This is a genomic window from Anaerolineales bacterium, assembly GCA_016928575.1.
Taxonomy (GTDB): domain Bacteria; phylum Chloroflexota; class Anaerolineae; order Anaerolineales; family RBG-16-64-43; genus JAFGKK01.
In genome coordinates this window covers 1-20,104 of sequence record JAFGKK010000068.1, presented here as the reverse complement: position 1 = coordinate 20,104, position 20,104 = coordinate 1, and the positions used below count along the sequence as shown (strand labels likewise).

Here is a 20,104-nt window from a genome sequence, read left to right as displayed (position 1 = left end):
CCTCCCCTGCGGTATAATCCTCCCTCGACGGCCATCCGTCCAGCTGTTTTTTTACCCAATTCCTCGGAGGTTAAGATGTCCGCAAGCCCGCAACAAATCGTTCAGAAATATTACGGCGAGGCCGTTGCCGTCGGCAAGGACGGTTCGCTTGCCGTGCGCGATTCCGCCAAGGTCGCCGCTCAAGCCGAGACCCTCGCCCGCGCTTCCGCGTTCGGATCCACGACCGAGCGCAACCAAGCCCGCTGGCTGATCTGGGAAACCGCCCGAACGCTGGGGATCGTTCCAGCTTCGATCAACGAACTGTACCTCGCCCGGGGTAAAGGCCTGGTCGAAAAACCCTTCACCGTTCCCGCGATGAACCTGCGCGTGATGGGCTTCGATTCTGCCCGGGCAGCCCTGCGCGCCGCGAAGGCCCGCAAGGTCGGCGCGTTGATTTTCGAGATTGCGCGCTCCGAAATGAACTACACCGACCAGCGGCCCAGCGAATACGTGTCCTCAATCCTGGCCGCCGCGATCGCCGAGGGCTGGAACGGCCCGGTCTTCATCCAGGGCGACCATTTCCAGGTCTCGGCCAAGAAGTACGCCGCCAATCCGGAACCCGAAATAAAAGCCATCCAGGATCTGATCCGGGAAGCGTCCGCCGCGGGATTCTACAACATCGATATCGACACTTCGACCTTGGTCGACCTCAGCCAACCGACGGTCCGCGAACAGCAAAAAATCAACAGCAAGCTGTGCGCCGATTTCACCGCCTTCATCCGGGCCAACCAGCCCGCCGGCGTGCAGATTTCGATCGGCGGCGAGATCGGGGAAGTGGGCGGTCACAACAGCACGGAAGAGGAACTGCGCGCCTATCTGGAACTGTACCGGGAGGAATTGCAGCGGGTGGATCCCAATGCCGCCGGCTTGAGCAAGATCAGCCTGCAGACCGGCACCTCGCACGGCGGCGTGGTGCTTCCGGACGGCAGCATCGCCAAGGTTGCCGTGGATTTCGACACGCTGAAAAAACTCTCCCTTATCTCGCGCAAGGACTACGGCCTGGGCGGCGCGGTCCAACACGGCGCTTCAACCCTGCCGGAGAGCGCGTTCAGCAAGTTCCCCGAGTACGAAACCTGCGAAGTGCATTTGGCCACCAGCTTCCAGAACATCGCCTTCGAAAAGATCCCGCCCGCCCTGCACGAGGAAGTAAACACCTGGGTCAAGGACCATTGCGCGGAAGAACGCAAGGAGAAGGACACCGAGGAGCAATTCCTCTACAAAACCCGGAAGAAGGCCGTCGGCCCGTTCAAGAAGGCCTTCTGGGATATGCCGGAGGCCAACCGCAAGGCTCTGACCGAGGCCTGGGAGAAGCAATTCGGCTTCCTCTTCGAGCAATTGGCGGTGAACGACACCCGGGACGTGGTGGCGAAATTCGTCAAGCCGGTTCCCATCCGCAAGACTCTCGCCGATTTCGGCGAGGCCGGCGCAGGCGAGGATGCCAGCGCGGTGAAGGATTTGGCGGATTAGGAAAACCTTTCATACCGACAGAGACGCCTTGAGGGAAAAGGCGTCTCTTTTTTTTCTCGGTAGAATCCCGGGGATCGTTCCCTGGCAGGTTCACCGTCCGGCCTGTTCCCCCCGCTTCTCAAAAAACCACAACAGCGTACTGCCGTACCGGCGCCGGTCGAATTCGACGAGGCGCGTGAGCGCAACGCCGCGCTCCTCCTTCGGATCGATCTGGACGACGACCATCCCGTCCGGGGCCAGCCAGCCGGGCTGACGGTCGATCGCATCCAGGGCGTGGAGCCACAATCCTTTATATTGCGGGGGAGCGACGTAGATGATGTCGAAGGCTTCGGGCTGAGTCCGGTCCAGGAAGCGGAACGAATCCGAACGGATCGCCTCTCCCCGGTCGGCCAGACGGGTGGCTTGCAGGTTTGCCCGGACCGTATGGATGGATTTCGGCTCGACATCCACGAACACCGCCCGCCGTGCGCCGCGCGAGAGGGCTTCGATCCCCACGCCGCCGGTCCCGGCAAACAGATCCAAAAAGACGGATCCCTCCAGCTCTCCGGAAAGAATATCGAACAAGGCGACCTTGGCCCTGTCCGTGATCGGCCGGGTCGAATCTCCCGGAACGGATTTGAGTTTTTTCCCTTTGGCGGTTCCTGAGATCACCCGCATGTCGGACCGACGATTCCGGGGGCGCCCTACGTTTCCGCGGGCATCGGTCTCCAGGCGGGGTCGGTCTCATCAGCCGGATCGGTGGTGAGCCGGCGGGGTTGCTGGGCTCCTACAATGGGGATCAGGTAAATATCGCGGTTGTTTTTCTCTTTGTCTTTCATGTCGTAGAGAACCCACTTCCCGTCCGGCGAGAAACGGGCGACGGTTGTGCTCCGGTATTCTTCGGTCAGCGGGTTTTTCGGACAGACGTGGCGGGTGGCATCCTGGCAAATCAACACTTGGCCGCGGCCGGTAACATAGAGGATGAAATTATCCACCGACCAATCCGGACTCATCGTGGAATACGGCACATCGGAAAAATCCTTGGGCGGATTTTTTTGCGGATCGATGCCCCCCAGGAAAACAATCGGCTGGCTGCCGGCCATGGAAACGAACACGATCCGCTCTCCGTCCGGCGCCCAGCGCGCTTGGGAATCGGTCGCCCCCGATTTAATACTGATATCCACGCGGTTGTCGCCGTTCGCATCCATCACATAGATATGCTGCCGGTTGTTCTGCAGCGATGTCACAAGTATTTTCTTTCCGTCCGGGGACCAGGCGGGATCGTAGTCTCCGCCGGGGACCTTGGTCAGCGAGGTCCTTCCCGATCCGTCTGCATTGATCGTAAAGACGGCGGTTTTTACATATTTGGTTTCGGTCGGATCCTTGCAGGGAGAAATAAAGACCAACTGGGATCCGTCCGGGGACCAATCCGGCTGGCAAGCCCCTTCCGGTTCGTCGGTGATTTGGCGGAGGTTTTCGCCCTCCAGGTCCATCGTGAAAATTTGGGGAATTCCATCCACCCGGGTGGAAACAAACGCGATGGCCTGCGCCCTGCCGGCCGGTGTCGGAATGGGGGATTCTGTCGCCGTCGGCTCGGGGGTGTCGGTGGGGGTTGCCGTCACCGGCGACGTTTCTTCGGTCACGGTCACCGTGAACAAGGGCGCCAGGGAGGTTTGGCTTTCGGCCAAGGCGGCGGCCGAAGGCGCACCCTCCGCAATGGCGCGGACCAACGAGAGAATCTCGTCCCCGCGAAAGGCAAAGAGAACCCCGCCGGCGATCACCAGGGTGACCGCGAAGAAACCGCTTAGGGCGCAGCCCCATGGGAATCCCTTGTTCGGTTTTGCAGGTTGGGGTGGCGGCGTTTTCTTCGGCAATCCAGCCGTTCCCCGGGCCGTGGGTTTTACCGGCGGCTCTGCGGCCGATCCGGGCAGGGGTTTTAAGCGGGCGGTTACAGCCAGCGGCCTGGATCCCGCTGCTGCCGGCGCGGGAAGGGGTCCGGTCGGTAGGGCTTGATGGAGCGCTTTCTGAAATTCGGAGATGGTCTGGTAGCGGTTCTCGGGCAGAACTTCCAGCGCCCGTTCGATCGCGGACGCAACGGCGGAAGAGATTTTCGGATTCCGGGTTCGAATCGGCGTGAGAGTCCTTTGCCCCAGCGCCCGCTCCAATCCGTCCTCGGGCATCGATCCGGTGAGCAGGGTGTACATGGTTGCGGCCAGCGCGTATATGTCGGTCCGTGAATCGGTCCGGCTGGCTCCGTACTGTTCCGGCGGAGAGTATCCCGGGGTCATAGCCTTGGCGCCGGTGGTCGTCGTCGGTCCTTCCATTAACCGGGCCAAACCAAAATCCACCAGAACGGCTCGGCCTTCGGAAGTGATGCGGATATTTCCGGGTTTGATGTCGCGGTGGACGACCGGGGGCTGACGGTTGTGCAGGTAGTGAAGCGCGTCGCATATCTGCCGCGCCCAATCGACGGTCAGCTTTTCGCTGGGCAAATTTCCTTTTTCAATTCGCGATCGAAGGTCGTCGCCGTCGATGAAGTCCATCACCAGGTATTGACCCTGGCCGGCGATCACAAAGTGATCCGTTACCCGCGGCAGGTTGGCATGGCGCAGTCCGGCTAGGATTGTCGCCTCCCGGCGGAACTGGCGGGCATATTCCTCGGTCGTGAAGAGGTTTTCCTTGACCGCCACCTGTATGCCGAGGTTTTCGTCGAGGGCCTTGTAAACGGATCCCATTCCGCCGCGGCCCAGCACCAATTCAATTCGATACCTGCCGTAAAGCAAATACCCTTTTTCCAGCGCCATGTTCTCCTCGACAACCCGTCCGGTCCTGCGGCGGCTCTCCTGAGAGGAACCTGCCGCCGCGCTTGATTCTGGCCGCCGCGTAAAATTATATCAAACCCGGCGTTCCAATACACGCGTTCCGGCGGCACTCCCTGCGAAACACCCCTTTGACAACACCCACCGCCTATGCCATACTTAATCCCGTCACGTCCGGACGGAATGCTTCGATGAGCGACTCCAACCTGCCCCACCACGACGCCTTGACCTCAGCCACCCAGATGGTTAAGAACGGCCGCCTGGACAAAGCCAGAGAAATCCTGATGGCGTATCTGGTGAAAAACCCCTCTTCAGAGCAGGCCTGGCTGCTCATGAGTTATGTGCTTTCCGATCCCGCGAAGCAAAAAGACTGTTTGGAACGCGTCCTGAAAATCAACCCGAACAACACGGTGGCCCAGTCTAAATTGGCGCACTTGCTGGGAAGACGGACAGAGGAGTTGTTCAGGAAAAAAGCGGAACCAGCGCCGGCGCCGGAACCTGAACCCTCCGAACCGGAACCGCCTGCGGTGGCTGTGCCGCCACCCGCCGCGCCGAAGGCCATGCCCCCCGCTCCGCCGCCGGCCCAGCCGGTGAAACAGCCGATCGCCCCTCTTTCTCCCGTTCCGGAAATCGAATCCGCCCCGAGCCAGGATTCGGCCGCCGCGCCCGCCGCGGAGAAAAAAAAACCATTCTCCGGCGATCTTTTCCGCATTATTACCATCGTCTTGATCGCGCTGATCGTGATCATCGCCGCGGTGATTCTGTATTTCGGCGTCATTAGCCCGCTGATTAACTCGTGGTTGGCCACGCCTACGCCGACCCAGCAACCGCTGCTGATCCCCACCTTTACCTTTCCGCCCGAATGGACAAAGGAATTCACTCCGACACCGACGCTGGTCCCCAGCCTAACCTTCACCCCGCTCCCGGCAATATCCTAGCCTAGCATCACAGGATTATTCCTGGCGTAAAAAGCGCCCGAAAATTCCCAGGGCGATTTTTCCAACTCCTGCGAACTTCCGTATCGGTCGGCGCAATGCCTGCACTGCTGCTGTCTGTTCGGAAAAAATTATTCTTCAGCACAGGGCGATGATTAAGGCAGTACTAAAGTACCAAAGGGTCGAGAAGAGAACGACAATCCATTCCAGGATGGGCTTTATCCAAAATCTTGGCCGCTCACGTCCAAGCTTCTCCGTTTGAAAGAAGTCGGCAATGTCTGCGCCCGATGCCGGACGGGGCACGCTTTTAAGAAACGCCGCATAGCACAGGATGACCACCACCCCGGTCCAGCCCGCTTCCCGCGGAAGAAACATCGATCCGTCCGGTTGGGCGAATATTTCGATAGTAAAAAAAATAATGGTGACCATCCCGGCGTTGAAGAAGGAAAGCGCCGCATTAACGTGCTGCTCCAGATCATTCATCGGAAAGACGCCGATCAGGAGGATGGAGACGGCGGTCCATATTCCGGCGAACATCCCTAGTTTCGCCCATATTCCCTGCAGGGACACCCCAAGCCCGATCGCAAAGGGAAAAAAAAACGCTCCCGCCGTCACCATGCACCCGTTGAATATCCGCGCCGCCCTCGACACCCCGACCTCCCCCAATTCCGAAACGAAATGATTCCAGGGGGAGTACCGTTCGCCCATTTTTCCGCGGTACAAGAAAGCGGGGATCGTCAACCCGCACATGACCAAGACACAGGATAGAATTCCCAGCCATTCGAAATTCCGCAAGAAAACGGAAACAGCGTTTGGGGTATCCATGAAATCCTTTTGGATTGGATTATACCTTCCGGGGCGTCCAATCCGATGTCTTCTCGGATGCCTCGATCGGCCTCAGCTTGCGCTTCTCCCAAGAGGGCGTTCGTCGGCTCCTCCCGGTGTTCGGGAAAGGTCCAAGCGCTGGTACAATTTCCTTCCGCCGCGGGATCAGCGGTATGGGTCATCCGTTGGAGGCAACCGGCCTTGGCGGCCGCCGTGCTTTCTCCTGAAGAAAAAACCGCAATCCTTTCCCGGAGTGACGATGCCCGGGTCCCGAGACGAAATCCGTTGGGGGAATCTGCTCCGCGGCCTCTACGACGACCGGGAGACCGCCTGGCTCATGCGCCGCCTCGACGCACTGGTGGAGGATCGGCGCCGGTCTGCGCCCGGTGCAAATCGCCGCAAAGCGGAACTCACCCAAAGAGACGTCATGCTCATCGTCTATCCGGATCAAATCGTCCAAGCCGGATCGGCTCCGTTGTCGGTTCTGGCCGATTTTTGCCTCAACCGCCTCGCCGGCGTCGTTTCCTTGGTGCATATTCTGCCGTTTTTCCCCTCGTCGTCGGACGACGGCTTTGCCGTCACGGATTACCGCCGGGTGGATCCCGCCCTGGGAAGTTGGGACGACATCCACCGCTTGGCGCACAAATTCCAACTGATGATCGATGCGGTCGTCAACCACGCTTCCGCTCGCGGCGAATGGTTTCAAGCCTTCCTGCGTGACGAAGCACCGTACCGCGGCTTTTTCTTGGAACAGCCGGACAGGCCGGAGCTGGCCCGGGTCGTTCGTCCGCGCACCACGCCCCTGCTGCACTCGTTTCCGGGAAGCGCTTCGTCAAAAATCGTGTGGACCACGTTCAGCGCCGATCAGGTGGATTTGAATTACCGCAACCCCCGGCTTTTGCTGAAGATGGTGGAGTTGCTGCTCGAGTATTCGGCGCACGGCGCATCGTTCCTGCGCCTGGACGCCGTCGCCTACCTGTGGAAGGAAGTCGGCACCGCGTGCATCCATCTTCCTCAGACTCACCGGATTGTCCGTCTGTTCCGCTCCGTGCTCGAGTCGGCGGCGCCGGGAGTAAAACTCGTCACCGAGACCAACGTGCCTCAGGCGGAAAACCTCTCCTATTTCGGCGACGGGAACAACGAGGCGCATTTGGTTTACAATTTCCCGCTTCCGCCGCTTGTGCTGCACACCCTGCACAGCGGAAGTCCCCGCGCCCTCAGCCGTTGGATCGACGGGCTTCCGCATCCCGGCGGGCGTTCCACCTTCTTGAATTTTCTCGCCTCCCACGACGGCATCGGCTTGAATGCGGTCCGGGACCTGCTTCCGCCCGAGGATCTGGACCATCTGATCCGAAAAACCCTGGAGCACGGCGGAAGGATCTCCGACAAACGCAATTCCGACGGCACGGTTCAGCCGTACGAACTAAACATCAATTACCTGGACGCGGTGTCCGCTCCGGACGGGGGAGAACCTCTCGACCTTGCGGTCGGCCGGTTCCTTGCCGCGCACGGGATTTTGCTCGCATTAGCGGGAATTCCTGCGATATACTTCCATAGCCTGTTCGGATCCCGCGGCTGGCCGGACGGCGTCGAACAGACCGGACGCAACCGAACGATCAACCGCCAAAAGTTGGAGCGCGCGGAACTCGAGCGCGGGCTTTCGGACAAAGCGGGATTGCGGCACCGGGTTTTTACCGGCCTCCAACGGCTGATCCGGGCCCGGATGCTTTCGCCGGCTTTTGATCCGTACGGCCGCCAACAGACGGTGGATGTCGGAAGCGCCGTCTTCGCCCTGCAGCGGACCCAGCCAGGAAGCGGGCGGCGCGCGCTTTGCCTCCAGGAAGTGTCGGGAGAGCCGCAGACGGTTAATCTGGATCTGGAAGACTGCTTCGGGGCTTCCGGTCCGGCGTTTGCCGTCGTTGATCTTGTGACCGGGAAGCGATTCTCCGCCCGCCGCGACGCGGCCTTTCCCCTGGGTCCGTATCAAACCTGCTGGCTTGTCCCTCTCGGCGGCGGAATGCCGCCCAATTTGGAAAGGGCTTCCTCGGCATGACCAGTCCGTTCTCCGTCCCCTCGCACATCGGCTTCATCTCCACAAGGTTTGCCGGAACCGACGGCGTCTCCCTCGAGACCGCCAAATGGGCGGACGTGCTGGAACAACTCGGCCACACCTGCTTCTACTTTTGCGGCATGTCCGATCGGCCCGCGGAACGCAGCCGGATCGTCCCCGAGGCTTTCTACCGCCACCCGGTCATCGACGCCATGAACCGGACCGCCTATGCCGGGGATTGGAATGCGACGGCCCAAGCCCGCGCCGCGCATCCGGAGATCGCTTCCCTGTACCGGGATTATTTTTCCATCTACGTCCGTCCGCCGCAGATGAGCCTGCAGATCCAGGGCTTGAAGGACATGTTCAAGGAACAGCTGTACGCCTTCGCCAAGGATTTCTCCATCAACGTACTGGTCGTCGAAAACGCACTGACGATTCCCCTGAACCTGCCCCTCGGCCTGGCGATCACCGAGTTCATCGCCGAAACCGGCTTCCCGGCCATCGCCCACCACCACGATTTCCATTGGGAGCGCCGGCGCTTCATGGTGAATTGCGTGCGGGATTACATCGCCGCCGCCTTCCCCCCTAACCTGCCCTCGATCCGCCACGTTGTCATCAATTCCATCGCCGCCTCACGGCTGGCCTCGCGGACCGGGCTCTCGGCGATGGTCATTCCCAACGTGATGGATTTCGAACAGCCCCCCAAGCCGCCGGACGCCTATGCCCTGAACGCACGCTCCGGCTTGGGAATCGCCGACGGCCAAAAGCTGTTCCTTCAGCCGACGCGCATCATCCAGCGCAAAGGGATCGAACACGCAATCGAACTCACCCGCCGGGTGGGGATCCCCGCCAAGCTGGTCATCACCCATGCGTCGGGCGACGAGGGCACCGAATACGAACGCCGGGTCCGCGAATTCGCCAAACTGCTCGAGGTGGACGTGGGATTTGAATCGAGCGTCGTTCAGGACACGCGCGGACTGACTTCCGACGGGCGGAACATCTTCACCCTGGCGGACGTGTATCCGCAGGCCGACTTGGTCACCTATCCTTCGAGCGTGGAAGGATTTGGAAACGCATTTCTGGAAGCGGTGTATTACCGCCGTCCGATCGTGGTCAACAATTATTCCATCTACGAAGTCGACATCAAACCGAAGGGTTTTTCGGTCGTCGAATTCAACGGGTTCATCGACGACGCCACCCTCGAGACCGTCCGGCACTGCCTGACCCATCCGGAGGAAATGGAGGGCTGGGCGGATAAAAACTACCTTCTGGCGCGGCGCTATTTCTCCTACAGCGTCCTGCGGCGCCGGCTGAGGCTGTTGATCTCCGACTGCCTCGGGGAAGCGAGGTAGGGGAAAGGCCCGGCAACATGACTCGGAATCCGCTGCGGATCGTCCTGTTGCACCATTCCGCGCCGCCCGTCATCGGCGGGGTGGAGAGCGTGCTGGGCCACCACGCCAGGCTGATGTCCGCGGCGGGGCATTCCGTCCGCATCGTCGCCGCCCGCGGCGCCTCCGCAAATCCCGATATCGAATTCCTGCGCCTCCCGCTGGTCGATTCCCTCGATCCGGAAATCCTCGCCGCCAAGCGGGAGTTGGATGCGGGGCGCGTCCCTCCCGGCTTCGCCTCCCTCTCGGACCGCCTGTCCGGCCTGCTGCGGTCCGCCGCATCCGGATTTGATTTGCTGATCGCGCACAACGTCTGCTCGCTGAATAAGAACCTGGTGCTGACCGACGCGCTGTACCGCATCTACCGTACGGCGGATTTCCCCCGGCTGATCCTGTGGCATCACGACCTGGCCTGGGCGACTCCCCGCTACCGGTCCGAATTGCATCCCGGCCGGCCGTGGGATCTCCTGCGCGATCCCTGGCCCGGCGCCGTCCACGCCTGCGTGTCCGCCCTGCGGCGGCGCGAACTCTCCCACCTCAACGGCATTCCTCCCGAACGGATCCGCGTCGTTCCCAACGGCATCCCGGTCGAGGCGTTCCTCAACCTGGGCGAACGCACGATCGGGATCGTTCGCGGGTTGAACCTCTTCCAGGCGGATCCGCTGTTGCTTCTGCCGGTGCGCATTACGCCGAGGAAAAACCTGGAATTCGCGGTCCGGACTCTTGCCGCCCTGCGCGCCTCCCAACCGGCGGCCGTGATGGTGGTGACCGGGCCGCTCGGAGCCCACAACCCCAACAACCGCGACTATCTGCGGCGGCTGATTGCTTTGCGCCAATCGCTCGGCCTGGAAGACGCATTCCACTTCCTGGCGGAAACGGAGGCGAGGGAACTCCCGGATTCCGTCATCGCCGATTTGTACCGCTTGGCCGATGCGCTCTTTCTGCCGAGCCGCGAGGAAGGCTTTGGAATCCCCATCTTGGAAGCGGGGATCAGCCGCCGCCCCGTCTTTTGCTCCGATCTGCCCACGCTCCGGGAACTGGGGTCCGGCTCGGCGACGTTTTTTCCGCCGGACGACGATCCGGAACGCGTCGCTTCCCTCATCCGCGGCCGCTTGCAGGACGACCCGGTCCACCGTCTGTCCGCGTCCGTCCGTACCGGTTTCCGCTGGGAGCAGATCTTCGAGGAAAGCATCGCGCCGCTGTTGAGGCAGACCGCCGGCCGGGCGCCGGAGTCGGGAAGCGGATGACGGCGAAACAAAAGTTTTCCTCTTTCCGCACCATCCTCGTTCCGGTCGTATACGGATGCCGCGGCCGATCGGCCTTGAAGGCCGCGACGGCGCTGGACTCCGACATCCTCCTGATCGGATTGGTCAGGGTTCCGACGCATAAATCCCTAAGCCTGGGCGCCGCGATGGCGCGCATCGTCCGCCGGCGGATGCTGAAATTATCCGTCTTCGGGAATGTCCGCGCCCGGTCCCTCGTCCGCGTCTCCCACGATCCGTGGCTCGACCTGCGGAAAATGATCGAAAGGAACGAGCCGGACCTCCTGCTGTTGGAATGGAACGAGCACTTCGACGCCTTGGGAATCCCCCCCGAGGACGCCCTGCTCCGGCCGCCGTGCAACGTCGGCGTCATCCGCGGTCCGTTCCCAGACGGACCGTTGCGGATTCTGATCCCCTTGCGCGGCGGTCCGCATGCCGAGCTGGCCCTGCGGACCGGTCTGAGCATGAAGGACCGGCAGATCGCAACCCTGCATCTGCGCGCGGCGGGGAAAACCGAAGCCCAATCCGACGCGCCGTTCCGGGGCTTGAGGCGCGTCCTGTCTCAGCTTCCGGAAGTGGAGAAGCGCTCCCGGATAACGGACAATCCCGCGGAGTCGATTCTCGCCGAATCCCTCGACCGCAACCTGATCATCATGGGCACCACGATCCAGCCGATGCGGAGCGCCGTCTCGCTGGGCTCCGTGGCGGACCGCGTTTTCCAGGAAGCTTCCGCCGCGGTGCTGGCGGTGAAGAACCGACGCCCGACCCCGGTCGCCATTCAGGACGAAGCCGCGGGCGCGCAGGCGATCTCTATTCTGGTGGATAAATGGTTTGCCGAGAACACCTATCACGCGGACGAGTTCGCCGACCTCAAACAACTGCTGGCGCTGAAAGAGCGGCGGGGATGGACGGTCAGCCTGGCGCTTCCCGCCCTGAACGAGGAGGAAACCGTCGGGCCGGTGATCCGCGCCCTGAAGAAAAAGCTGATGCAGGAGGCGCCCCTGTTGGATGAGATTGTGCTGATGGATTCGAATTCCTCCGACCGCACCCGCGAGATCGCCCGCGCGGAGGGAATTCCGGTCTACATTCACCAGGAGCTGCTGCCGGAACTGCCTCCGCGCTCCGGAAAAGGCGAAGCCTTGTGGAAGAGTCTGTTGGTCACCCGGGGCGACATTTTGTTGTGGATCGACACCGACATCATCAACATCCACCCGAGGTTCGTGTTCGGCATCTTGGGGCCGTTGCTGCATAATCCGCAGATCCAATTCGTCAAGGGCTTCTACCGCCGGCCGCTGAAGGTGGGGACAAAGCGCCAGGCCGGCGGCGGCGGCCGGGTTACCGAGTTGATTGCTCGCCCGTTGATCAACCTCTTCTACCCGGAACTTTCCGGAATCATCCAGCCGCTTTCGGGCGAATACGGCGCCCGGCGGTCCTTCCTCGAACACGTCGGCTTCTTTTCCAGCTACGGGGTCGAAACGGGATTGTTGATCGACGCTTACGAAAGGTACGGACTTTCCGCCATCGCCCAGGTGGATCTGCTGGAACGCATTCACCACAATCAGCCGCTGGAGGCGCTCAGCAAGATGTCCTTCATCATTCTGCAGGCCTTCCTCCGCAAACTGGAAAGGCGCTACGGCCTGCAGTTGGTTGAGGACGTGAACAAATCGATGAAATTGATCCGCGAGACGGCGGGCATCTATTCCTTGGACATCGAGGAAATCATCGAATTCGAACGTCCGCCGATGGCGGAGCTGCCGGCCTACCAAGCCGCCCGGAGTCGCCTCGCCGCCCCGCCGACGAGAAAGAACCAGCATCCATAAACCCTCGGATGAGAACCTAAACCGCGGCCCGGCACGGCCGAACGACCGGTGCGCGCGGCGGTTATGCGGTTGCGGGCCGGTGACATCTGCGAGGGTGCCGCCATTCGACTGCCCGCAATGAACATCCGCGCGGCATCACGGAGCGCAACCCCCAAGACCTGCACGCCTTCCCCCGCTTCGCGAGGGCAGGCGCGGGGTATACATTTACCGCAAGAGCGGATAAAGAAAGCCCGTCAAAAAGCGCGGGGCCGCAATTTCCGGCCCCGCGCTTCACAGACGTATGCCGCCGTCCGAAAGCCTCCCGCGGCGGCAATCAGCGGGTCATCCTCCGAAAGTCACATCTGCGGGCATCCCCGGCTTCAGTTCGCCGATGCCGTCGATCATCACGAGCCGGACGGCGTAGACCGTGGATTTTCTTCCTTCCACGGTTTGAACGTTGCGCGGCGTGAATTCGGCGTAATCGGCGATGTGGGTGACGGTCGCGCGGAAGATTACGTCCGGGTAGGAATCCACGGTGATCGTCGCCGGCATGCCCAGCGCCACTTCGCCGATGCGGTCTTCGGGGACATACACCGTAATGGTCAGCCGGTCCAGCTGGCCGATGGTGAAAACCGCCGCGCCTGCGCTGACCACGACCCCGGGCTCCACCGCCCGCGTAAGCACTTTCCCGTCGGCGGGCGCCGTGACGACCGCCTTGGCGATCTGTGCCTCCAGTAATGCCAGGTTCGCGGCGGCGCCCTCCACGGCCGCGGCCGCTTGGTCTGAGGCCGCCCGGGCCTGATCCAACACGTTTTGGGCGGCGGCCACCTGGGGCGAGAGAATTCCGGTCTGCAACATGCGGATTTGGTCGAGGATCGTATCCACGCGCTCGCGGGCCACTTCCACCCGGGCGCGGGCTTCGAGCACGTTCTGTGCGCCCTCGGTCCGCAGGGTGCGGTTATATTCCTCCTGGGCCGCCTGCAATTCCGCCTCCGCCTGGTCGTACAGCCGTTGGGCCTCGTCTTCAAGCTCCCGGGAGCCGGCGGATTGGATTGCCTTCTGAAGCACTTGCGCGGCGATGTTCAACGCCTCGACCGCCCGGGCAAGCCGCTGTTCCGCGTCCAGGAATTCCCGGCTGGCGGATTGCCCTTCCACTTCCCGCAGATCGGCTTCGGCCTGCTCCAGATCGGCCTGGGCTTCCAGCAATTCGGCGTTCAAGGCGGCCAGCCGTTCTACGGAGTTGAAATACCACATCGGCAGGGAATAGCCTTCGGGCGAGCCTTGCCCCCAATCCGCCGTGCGCCATGCCCGTTCCTGTTCGCGGGCCTGGTCGAGCGCCGCCTGATAGGCGGTCTGGGCTGCGGCCAGGGCGGCCTCGGCCGCTGTGGCCGCGGCTTCCGCCTGCGCCACGCCCGCCTCGGCGACTCCGCGCTGGGCTTGCAGCAGAGAATCGTCGATGCGCAGCATCGCTTCTCCCCGCTTTACGGAATCGCCCTCTGCGGCCATGACGGAAACGACCTTGCCGGAAAGCTCGGGGGCGACATCGATCTTCACGGCTTCGACGAAACCCGAAGCCGTCAGCGCGCCGTCGTCCGCGTTTTGCTCCTGGAGGTAGGTTCCGAAGCCCCAGGCCGCCCCTCCCAGCACGGCGACCGCCAACAGGCCGAAGAGCACATTGCGAAGATTGAATGCGGTTTTCATTTTTTCACTCTCGCTTATCGAAGGCGGCGGTCGATTAGCGTTCTTTGCACATCGAGACCGCCGTCTCGAGATTGACATCCGGTCCGGATGCGGGATTCACTCTGCCCCGCCCGGCCGGATCCTTCCTAGATCCGCTTGCGGAACGCCAGCACGCTGGCGACGAAATACCCGATGCTGAGGACGATCAGCGGCAGGATGGCCGTTTGCCAAAGCGATTCGGCGCCGATCCCGCGCACCATGATTCCGCGGACAATCTCCAGATAGTGGGTCACGGGCAGCAGCATGCTGTAGAGGTAGGTGACCAGCGGCATGTTGTCGCGCGGGAACAGCAGTCCAGAAAGGATGATCGCCGGGATGAGGATCACGAACACGGAAAGATAAATCGCCTGCATCTGCGATTGGGCCAGATTGGAGATCAGCACGCCCAATCCGAGCGATCCGACGATGAACACAACGCTGAGCGCCGCCAGCATCCAGAAGCTGCCGGTTACGCTGACTCCGAACATGAAGTAACCCAGCACCAGCAGGACGAACAGGTTGAAGATTCCGACCGCCAGGTAGGGGATGATTTTTCCCAGCATCAGTTCCCACGGCTTGACCGGCGTGACGATCAACTGTTCCATCGTCCCCTGTTCGCGTTCGCGGACGATCGCCAGGGCGGTGAGGAGCAACGCCTGGACTTGCAGGATGATCGGAATCAATCCGGGAATCATGAACCAGCGCTGGTCGCTGTTGGGGTTGTAGAGCACGCGGGTGAAGGATTCGATCGGCATGCTCAGCCCCGCCGCCAGCGGGCTGCGGGAAAGTTCGGCCGTCAGCAAATCCTGGACCGCCATTTGGTGGATGGCGTTCAGTTTAAGCTGGATGGTCTGCACGTCGGTCGGATCGGACGAGCCGTTGAGGTAGAACTGAACCTGGGCGGTACGGCCCGAATCGAGCGCCTTCCCGAACTCGCGCGGGATGAGGATCGCGGCCTCGGCCTCGTTGCGGTCCAGCAGGGCGAGGATCTCTTCCTCGCTCATCGCCGAATAAGCCCAGAGGAAATCCGAGCTGGACAGGAATTTTTGCGCGTACGCACGGCTGGCATCCGTCCGCGAGAGATCGGCGATCACCAGGGGAATCCGGTTGCGCTCGCCGGAGATGCCGTACCCAAGCAGAATCAGGAGCATCGCCGGCAGAAGCAGAATCAACGCCAGGGTCCGCGGATCGCGCCATATGTGGTACACCTCTTTGCGCATGATGGTGATCAGATGATTCATGTCAGTTCTCCGCCGGCGAGCCTTGTCCGCCGCGCTGTTTTTCCACCAACCGGATGAACACGTCCTCCAGGGAAGGCAATGCCCGTTCCAGCCGACGGACGATCACGCCGGCGTTGGTTAATTCGGCCTCGATCCGCGGCCGGTCGCCGGCCGCCTGGGCGTTCACGTGAAGCAGGGCTCCGTGGACCGAAATTCCAAGCACCTCCGGCATCCGCCGGAGAATGGATTCCGCCGCCTCGGGTTTGGTGCAGTCCAGGACGTACAGTTCGCCGGGATGTTCCCGCCGCAGCCGGTCCGGACTGGACAGCGCAATCAGTTCCCCCTGGTACATCATCCCGATCCGGTTGCAGTATTCAGCCTCGTCCATGTAATGCGTGGTGGCCAGGACGCTTACCCCCTCGCCAGCCATGGCATAGATCAACTCCCAGAACTCCCGGCGCGAAACGGGATCCACGCCGGCGGTCGGTTCGTCGAGGAACAGCATCGGCGGACGGTGGACGATGGCGCAGGCCAGCGCCAGACGCTGGCGCCAACCGCCCGAAAGGCCGCGGGTCAGTTCGTGGCGGTGGCCGGACAATCCGGCCATCTCCAGCAGGCTTTCCACCCGGCGGGCGCGTTCGTCGGAGGGAACCGAGTAAATATCGGCATAGAAAGCAATGTTTTCCCGCGGGGTAAGGTCGTTGTAGAGCGCGAACCGCTGCGACATGTACCCAATCCGCTTTTTGATTTCTTCCGGCTCCCGATCCACGTCATACCCCAGGACGTGCGCGCCGCCCCCGGTCGGAAGCAGGATTCCGGACAGCATGCGGATCAGGGTCGTCTTGCCCGCGCCGTTCGGCCCGAGCAGGCCGAAAATTTCTCCGCGCGGTATCGAAAACGTCACCTCCCGCACGGCCGCAAAGGTTCCGAAGGATCGCGACAGCTTGGAGGCCGCGAGGGCGTTTTTCTGTGCGTTCACGGCGCTTTCCCCTGCCTTCCAACCATATGAACGAAGAGATCCTCCATCATCGGTTTGACTTCCTCCAAGATGTCCACCTGCAGGTTTTGCTCCCGGAATTGCCGCTCGAGGTTCCGCCGCAGGGATTCGGCTTGGGTTCCGTCGCCGGACGTTTCCACCCGCAGGCGGTCCCCGACCGGACGCCAGGAGAGAACGCCCGGGATCTGTGTGACGATCTGGCGCATAGCCTTGCGCGGGCTGGCCTTCACCTCGAGGAAGCGCGACGGCATTCCGCCCAGCAGCTCCTCGGGCGTTCCCAGGAGCAGGACCTTCCCCCGATACAGCATCCCGATCCGGTGGCAGCGTTCAGCTTCGTCCATGTAGGGGGTGCTGATCAGCGCCGCCACCCCGCGCCGGACGACGCCGGCCAGAATCCGCCACAACTCGCGGCGCGAAACGGGATCCACGCCGGTCGACGGCTCGTCGAGGATCAGCACCTGCGGATCGTGGACCAGGGCGCAGGCCAGCGCCAATTTTTTCTTCATTCCGCCGGAGAGGTCGCCGGCGCGGCGCTCGCGGAACGGGGCCAGGCCGGCGAATTCCAGCATTGAGCGCATCCGCGGCTCCCGCTCCCCGCCCGGAACCCCGTTCAACTCGGCGAAGAACAAAAGGTTCTCCCAGACCGAGAGGTCCGGGTAAAGGCTGAAGTTCTGCGGCATGTAGCCGATCCGCGAGCGTACGGCTTCGGGATCCGCGCGCACGTCGTACCCGACGACGGAAGCCGATCCGGAAAAAGAGTTGGAGACGGTCGCCAGGATCCTGAGGGCGGTCGTCTTCCCGGCGCCGTCCGGGCCGACCAGCGCGCAGAGCGTGCCCGCCGGAACGGCCAGGGAAAAATCCCGCAAAGCCGGTTCCGCCGCCCCTTGGAACTGTTTGATCACATTCTTTGCCTCGATCGCCAACGCCATCCGATCCTCCCGCCGCCGAAAATTCCCGCCGACGGCCTTCCGTACGAATTCGCCGGGGCTAACCCGCAAAGCATACGACCGAACCGGACCCGTCGGCAGATACGGCGGGTCATCGAGTCGGATGACATCCGTCATCCGGCGCATGACGCGCGTCACCCGCTTCGCCGGCAAGGGGAACGGGTCCGGGTTCTATGCTATGATGCCTTTATGGCACGGAAAACAAGGATCGAACCGGGGTTGTTGATCATCTTCCGGTATTTCCTGATCATCGCCATCGCTTATTTCGCTATTCTGGTAACCCTCTCCTCGATTCAAACCAACATCCTGCAGATCCCGTACCTGCGCTGGTCCTTCCTGAATTTCCTTTTGTATTTAATTCTCTACGCTTACTTGTCCATCCCGTGGTTGCGGGAGCGGAATCCGGATTGGTACCTGCCCTTGGCGTTGGCGATGGCGGCGGGGTTTCCGGTTCTGGCGAATGTGATGAGTTATCTGGAAACCTCCGACCGGACCCTATCGGTGCTGATCCAGGGCAGCTGGCTTTCCTTTCCCGTCCTTCTGGTTCCGCTGGTGATCCTGGCCTGGCAATACCCCTTTCGCTACGTCCTGCTCTTTACAGTTTTGGCCGCGGCCGCGGAGGAGATCCTGCTGATCCCGCTGCTTTGGCCGCCGCGGCCCGAACAGCTGACGGTCGTCGGCCAGCCGCTGATCCGCGCGTTTTCCTTCGGGATCGTCGGGCACATCGTCTGCCATCTGATGGAAACCCAGCGGGCCCAGCGCCGCCGTCTGATGCGGGCCAACCTTGAGCTCATCCGCAACGCCGATGCCCAGCAGCGCCTGGCGGTCAGCCACGAACGCAACCGGCTGGCCCGCGAACTGCACGACACGCTGGCGCATTCGCTGACCGCGCTTTCGGTGAGCTTGGAGGCGATGAAGACCGAGCTTGCTTCCGGCGGCGGGGAATGTCCGGCGATGCTCGAGCGCGCCCTGCGGATCGCCCGCGACGGCCTGACCGACACGCGGCGCGCGCTGAAATCCCTGCGGGCCGACGCGCTGGACGACCTCGGGCTCCCGCTGGCCGTCCGCAACCTGGCCGAGGCGGCGGCCGAGCGCTCCGGCCTCCGGTTGGACTGCCAGATCGAGGAATCCCTGCCCGCCCTGCCGGAGGCGGCCGAACACGCCCTTTACCGCATCGCCCAGGAGTCGCTGGACAACGCCGTCCATCACGCCGGCGCCGGCTCCTTGCGCGTGGAGCTGGCCGCCCGCGGCGGCGCGGTGGAATTCGCCGTGCGGGACGACGGCTCCGGGTTCGATCCGGAGCGGATCGACGAGCAGGACCATTACGGCATCCGGGGCATGCGCGAGCGGGCGCAGGCCTGCGGAGGCGCGCTCGAGATCGAAAGCCGCAAGGACGAGGGTACGGCGCTGCGCGTGAGGATACCTGTTGGCCATGATCCGCGTTCTGATTTGTGACGACCAGGAAATCATCTGCGAGGGATTGGAAAAAATCCTCGCCTCCGATCCCGAGATCCGCGTGACCGGGATCGCGCTCGACGGCCGCGAGGCGGTGGAGCGCGTCCGCCGGGATCCTCCGGACGTGGTGCTGATGGACTTGAAGATGCCCGTCACGAACGGGGTCCAGGCGACCCGCATGATCCGCCAGGCGCACCCCGGCGTGCGGGTGCTGGTGCTGACAACCTACGACGACGACGAATGGCTGTTCGACGCGATCCGCAGCGGGGCTTCGGGCTACCTGCTGAAGGATACGCCGCGCGAGGCGCTGATCGAGGCGGTCAAGGGAACCGCGGCCGGGAAATCATACGTGGACCCGGCGGTGACGGGGAAAATCCTTTCCCACGTGGAGCGCGTGACTCCGGCGGAGCCGGCCCCCTCGTCCATCCACCTCAGCCAGCGGGACCGCGATATTCTGCGTCTGCTGGCGCGCGGCCTGGCCAACGCCGACATCGCCCACCAGCTTTACCTTTCGGAGGGCACGGTGCGGAACTACACCAGCGCGCTGTTCGAGAAGCTCGGCGTTTCGGACCGCACCCAGGCGGCGCTGGTCGCGTTGAAGATGGGGTTGGTGGATTTGGAGGAATAGCGGGCGAGGCGGTTTTTCGCGAGGCGAGATCACCCGGACTGACCACCACGATAAAAGGACGCCAAGAGCACTCTATCCCTCGGCGTCTTTGGGTCATAGCAGTTATTTCTTTTTTTGTTACTCCTCAGCTGGCGATCGTCATGCCAGCGCCCGCCCTCGGCGCGTTTTTCGCCGGGGGTGAAATTAGCCGGCATCCAGTAAATCTTCGATAAATACTGGACCCCGGCTTCGAACCCCGCTTCCCCCGCTTTGCGGGGGCGGGCGCGGGGGGAGCCATGCCGGGGTGACGGGCAAAACCTATAACACCGCTGATGTTATGCTGAGATTATTCTGTCGAGATAAGCTGCCTGAGCAGTGACTTTTTTTTATTACACATCCAAATTTTTCACATCTTTGGCGTGGGTCTGGATGAAGCGCCGGCGCGGCGGAACGGCCGAGCCCATCAGCATGTCGAAGGTCCGGTCGGCCTCGGCCGCGTCGTCGATCGAGACCTGCAGCAGGGTCCGGGTCTGCGGGTCCATCGTCGTATCCCACAACTGCTGCGGGTTCATTTCGCCCAGGCCCTTGTAGCGCTG

General features: G+C 62.4%; 16 protein-coding genes. 8 read left to right on the top strand and 8 right to left on the bottom strand.

The features are described 5' to 3' along the window. The first annotated feature begins 75 nt into the window (after positions 1-75). The gene (locus tag JW929_09090) at positions 76-1,506 is read left to right on the top strand and encodes a class II fructose-bisphosphate aldolase (protein ID MBN1439551.1); all 1,431 of its coding nucleotides are present in this window, start codon (positions 76-78) and stop codon (positions 1,504-1,506) included. A gap of 90 nt (positions 1,507-1,596) precedes the next feature. Here JW929_09090 and rsmD read toward each other — a convergent pair whose 3' ends face one another. Next, a complete protein-coding gene (rsmD, locus tag JW929_09085; protein ID MBN1439550.1) occupies positions 1,597-2,163 on the bottom strand; it encodes a 16S rRNA (guanine(966)-N(2))-methyltransferase RsmD in 567 nt (188 codons plus the stop codon). A gap of 26 nt (positions 2,164-2,189) precedes the next feature. Next, positions 2,190-4,289: a protein kinase gene (locus tag JW929_09080; GenBank protein ID MBN1439549.1), complete on the bottom strand. Its 2,100-nt coding sequence runs from the start codon at positions 4,287-4,289 to the stop codon at positions 2,190-2,192. 206 nt (positions 4,290-4,495) lie between these two features. On the opposite strand from JW929_09080, the gene JW929_09075 reads away from it, so the two are divergent. Then, positions 4,496-5,242 (top strand): hypothetical protein, encoded by a 747-nt coding sequence (locus JW929_09075; GenBank protein ID MBN1439548.1) that lies wholly within the window; start codon positions 4,496-4,498, stop codon positions 5,240-5,242. 135 nt (positions 5,243-5,377) lie between these two features. Here JW929_09075 and JW929_09070 read toward each other — a convergent pair whose 3' ends face one another. Continuing rightward, positions 5,378-6,064, bottom strand: coding sequence for a DUF998 domain-containing protein (locus JW929_09070; GenBank protein MBN1439547.1), 687 nt, complete (start codon positions 6,062-6,064; stop codon positions 5,378-5,380). 259 nt (positions 6,065-6,323) lie between these two features. Between JW929_09070 and JW929_09065 the strand changes: the two genes are divergently transcribed. Genes JW929_09065 through JW929_09050 form a run of 4 tightly spaced genes read left to right on the top strand, consistent with a single transcriptional unit; the run spans position 6,324 to position 12,584 of the window. Then, positions 6,324-8,117 carry a sugar phosphorylase gene (locus JW929_09065; protein MBN1439546.1) on the top strand — a complete coding sequence of 598 codons (1,794 nt, stop codon included), beginning with the start codon at positions 6,324-6,326 and terminating at the stop codon, positions 8,115-8,117. Beyond that, positions 8,114-9,466, top strand: coding sequence for a glycosyltransferase family 4 protein (locus tag JW929_09060; protein ID MBN1439545.1), 1,353 nt, complete (start codon positions 8,114-8,116; stop codon positions 9,464-9,466). The genes JW929_09065 and JW929_09060 overlap by 4 nt, the downstream gene beginning before the upstream one ends. A gap of 17 nt (positions 9,467-9,483) precedes the next feature. Beyond that, complete coding sequence (locus JW929_09055; protein ID MBN1439544.1) at positions 9,484-10,749, top strand: glycosyltransferase family 4 protein; 1,266 nt, start codon at positions 9,484-9,486, stop codon at positions 10,747-10,749. After that, entirely contained in the window at positions 10,746-12,584 is a 1,839-nt protein-coding gene (locus JW929_09050; GenBank protein MBN1439543.1) for a glucosyl-3-phosphoglycerate synthase, read from the top strand. The genes JW929_09055 and JW929_09050 overlap by 4 nt, the downstream gene beginning before the upstream one ends. 321 nt (positions 12,585-12,905) lie before the next feature. Here the strand turns inward: JW929_09050 and JW929_09045 are convergent, their stop codons facing one another. The 4 genes from JW929_09045 to JW929_09030 all read right to left on the bottom strand — a co-directional run bounded on the left by JW929_09045 (position 12,906) and on the right by JW929_09030 (position 17,584). After that, positions 12,906-14,264, bottom strand: coding sequence for an HlyD family efflux transporter periplasmic adaptor subunit (locus tag JW929_09045; protein MBN1439542.1), 1,359 nt, complete (start codon positions 14,262-14,264; stop codon positions 12,906-12,908). A gap of 125 nt (positions 14,265-14,389) precedes the next feature. Beyond that, positions 14,390-15,523, bottom strand: a complete 1,134-nt coding sequence (locus JW929_09040; protein MBN1439541.1) for an ABC transporter permease — start codon at positions 15,521-15,523, stop codon at positions 14,390-14,392. A gap of 1 nt (position 15,524) precedes the next feature. After that, a complete protein-coding gene (locus JW929_09035) occupies positions 15,525-16,481 on the bottom strand; it encodes an ABC transporter ATP-binding protein (GenBank protein ID MBN1439540.1) in 957 nt (318 codons plus the stop codon). After that, entirely contained in the window at positions 16,478-17,584 is a 1,107-nt protein-coding gene (locus tag JW929_09030; GenBank protein ID MBN1439539.1) for an ABC transporter ATP-binding protein, read from the bottom strand. Before JW929_09030 ends, JW929_09035 begins: the two co-directional genes overlap by 4 nt. Positions 17,585-17,635: 51 nt before the next feature. Between JW929_09030 and JW929_09025 the strand changes: the two genes are divergently transcribed. Next, on the top strand, positions 17,636-18,901 hold the full coding sequence (locus JW929_09025; GenBank protein MBN1439538.1) for a sensor histidine kinase: 1,266 nt from the start codon (positions 17,636-17,638) through the stop codon (positions 18,899-18,901). Continuing rightward, on the top strand, positions 18,879-19,529 hold the full coding sequence (locus JW929_09020; protein ID MBN1439537.1) for a response regulator transcription factor: 651 nt from the start codon (positions 18,879-18,881) through the stop codon (positions 19,527-19,529). The genes JW929_09025 and JW929_09020 overlap by 23 nt, the downstream gene beginning before the upstream one ends. Before the next feature lie 368 nt (positions 19,530-19,897). Here the strand turns inward: JW929_09020 and JW929_09015 are convergent. Next, the coding region (locus tag JW929_09015; protein ID MBN1439536.1) for a DNA topoisomerase IV subunit B at positions 19,898-20,104 on the bottom strand (207 nt) is incomplete at its 5' end.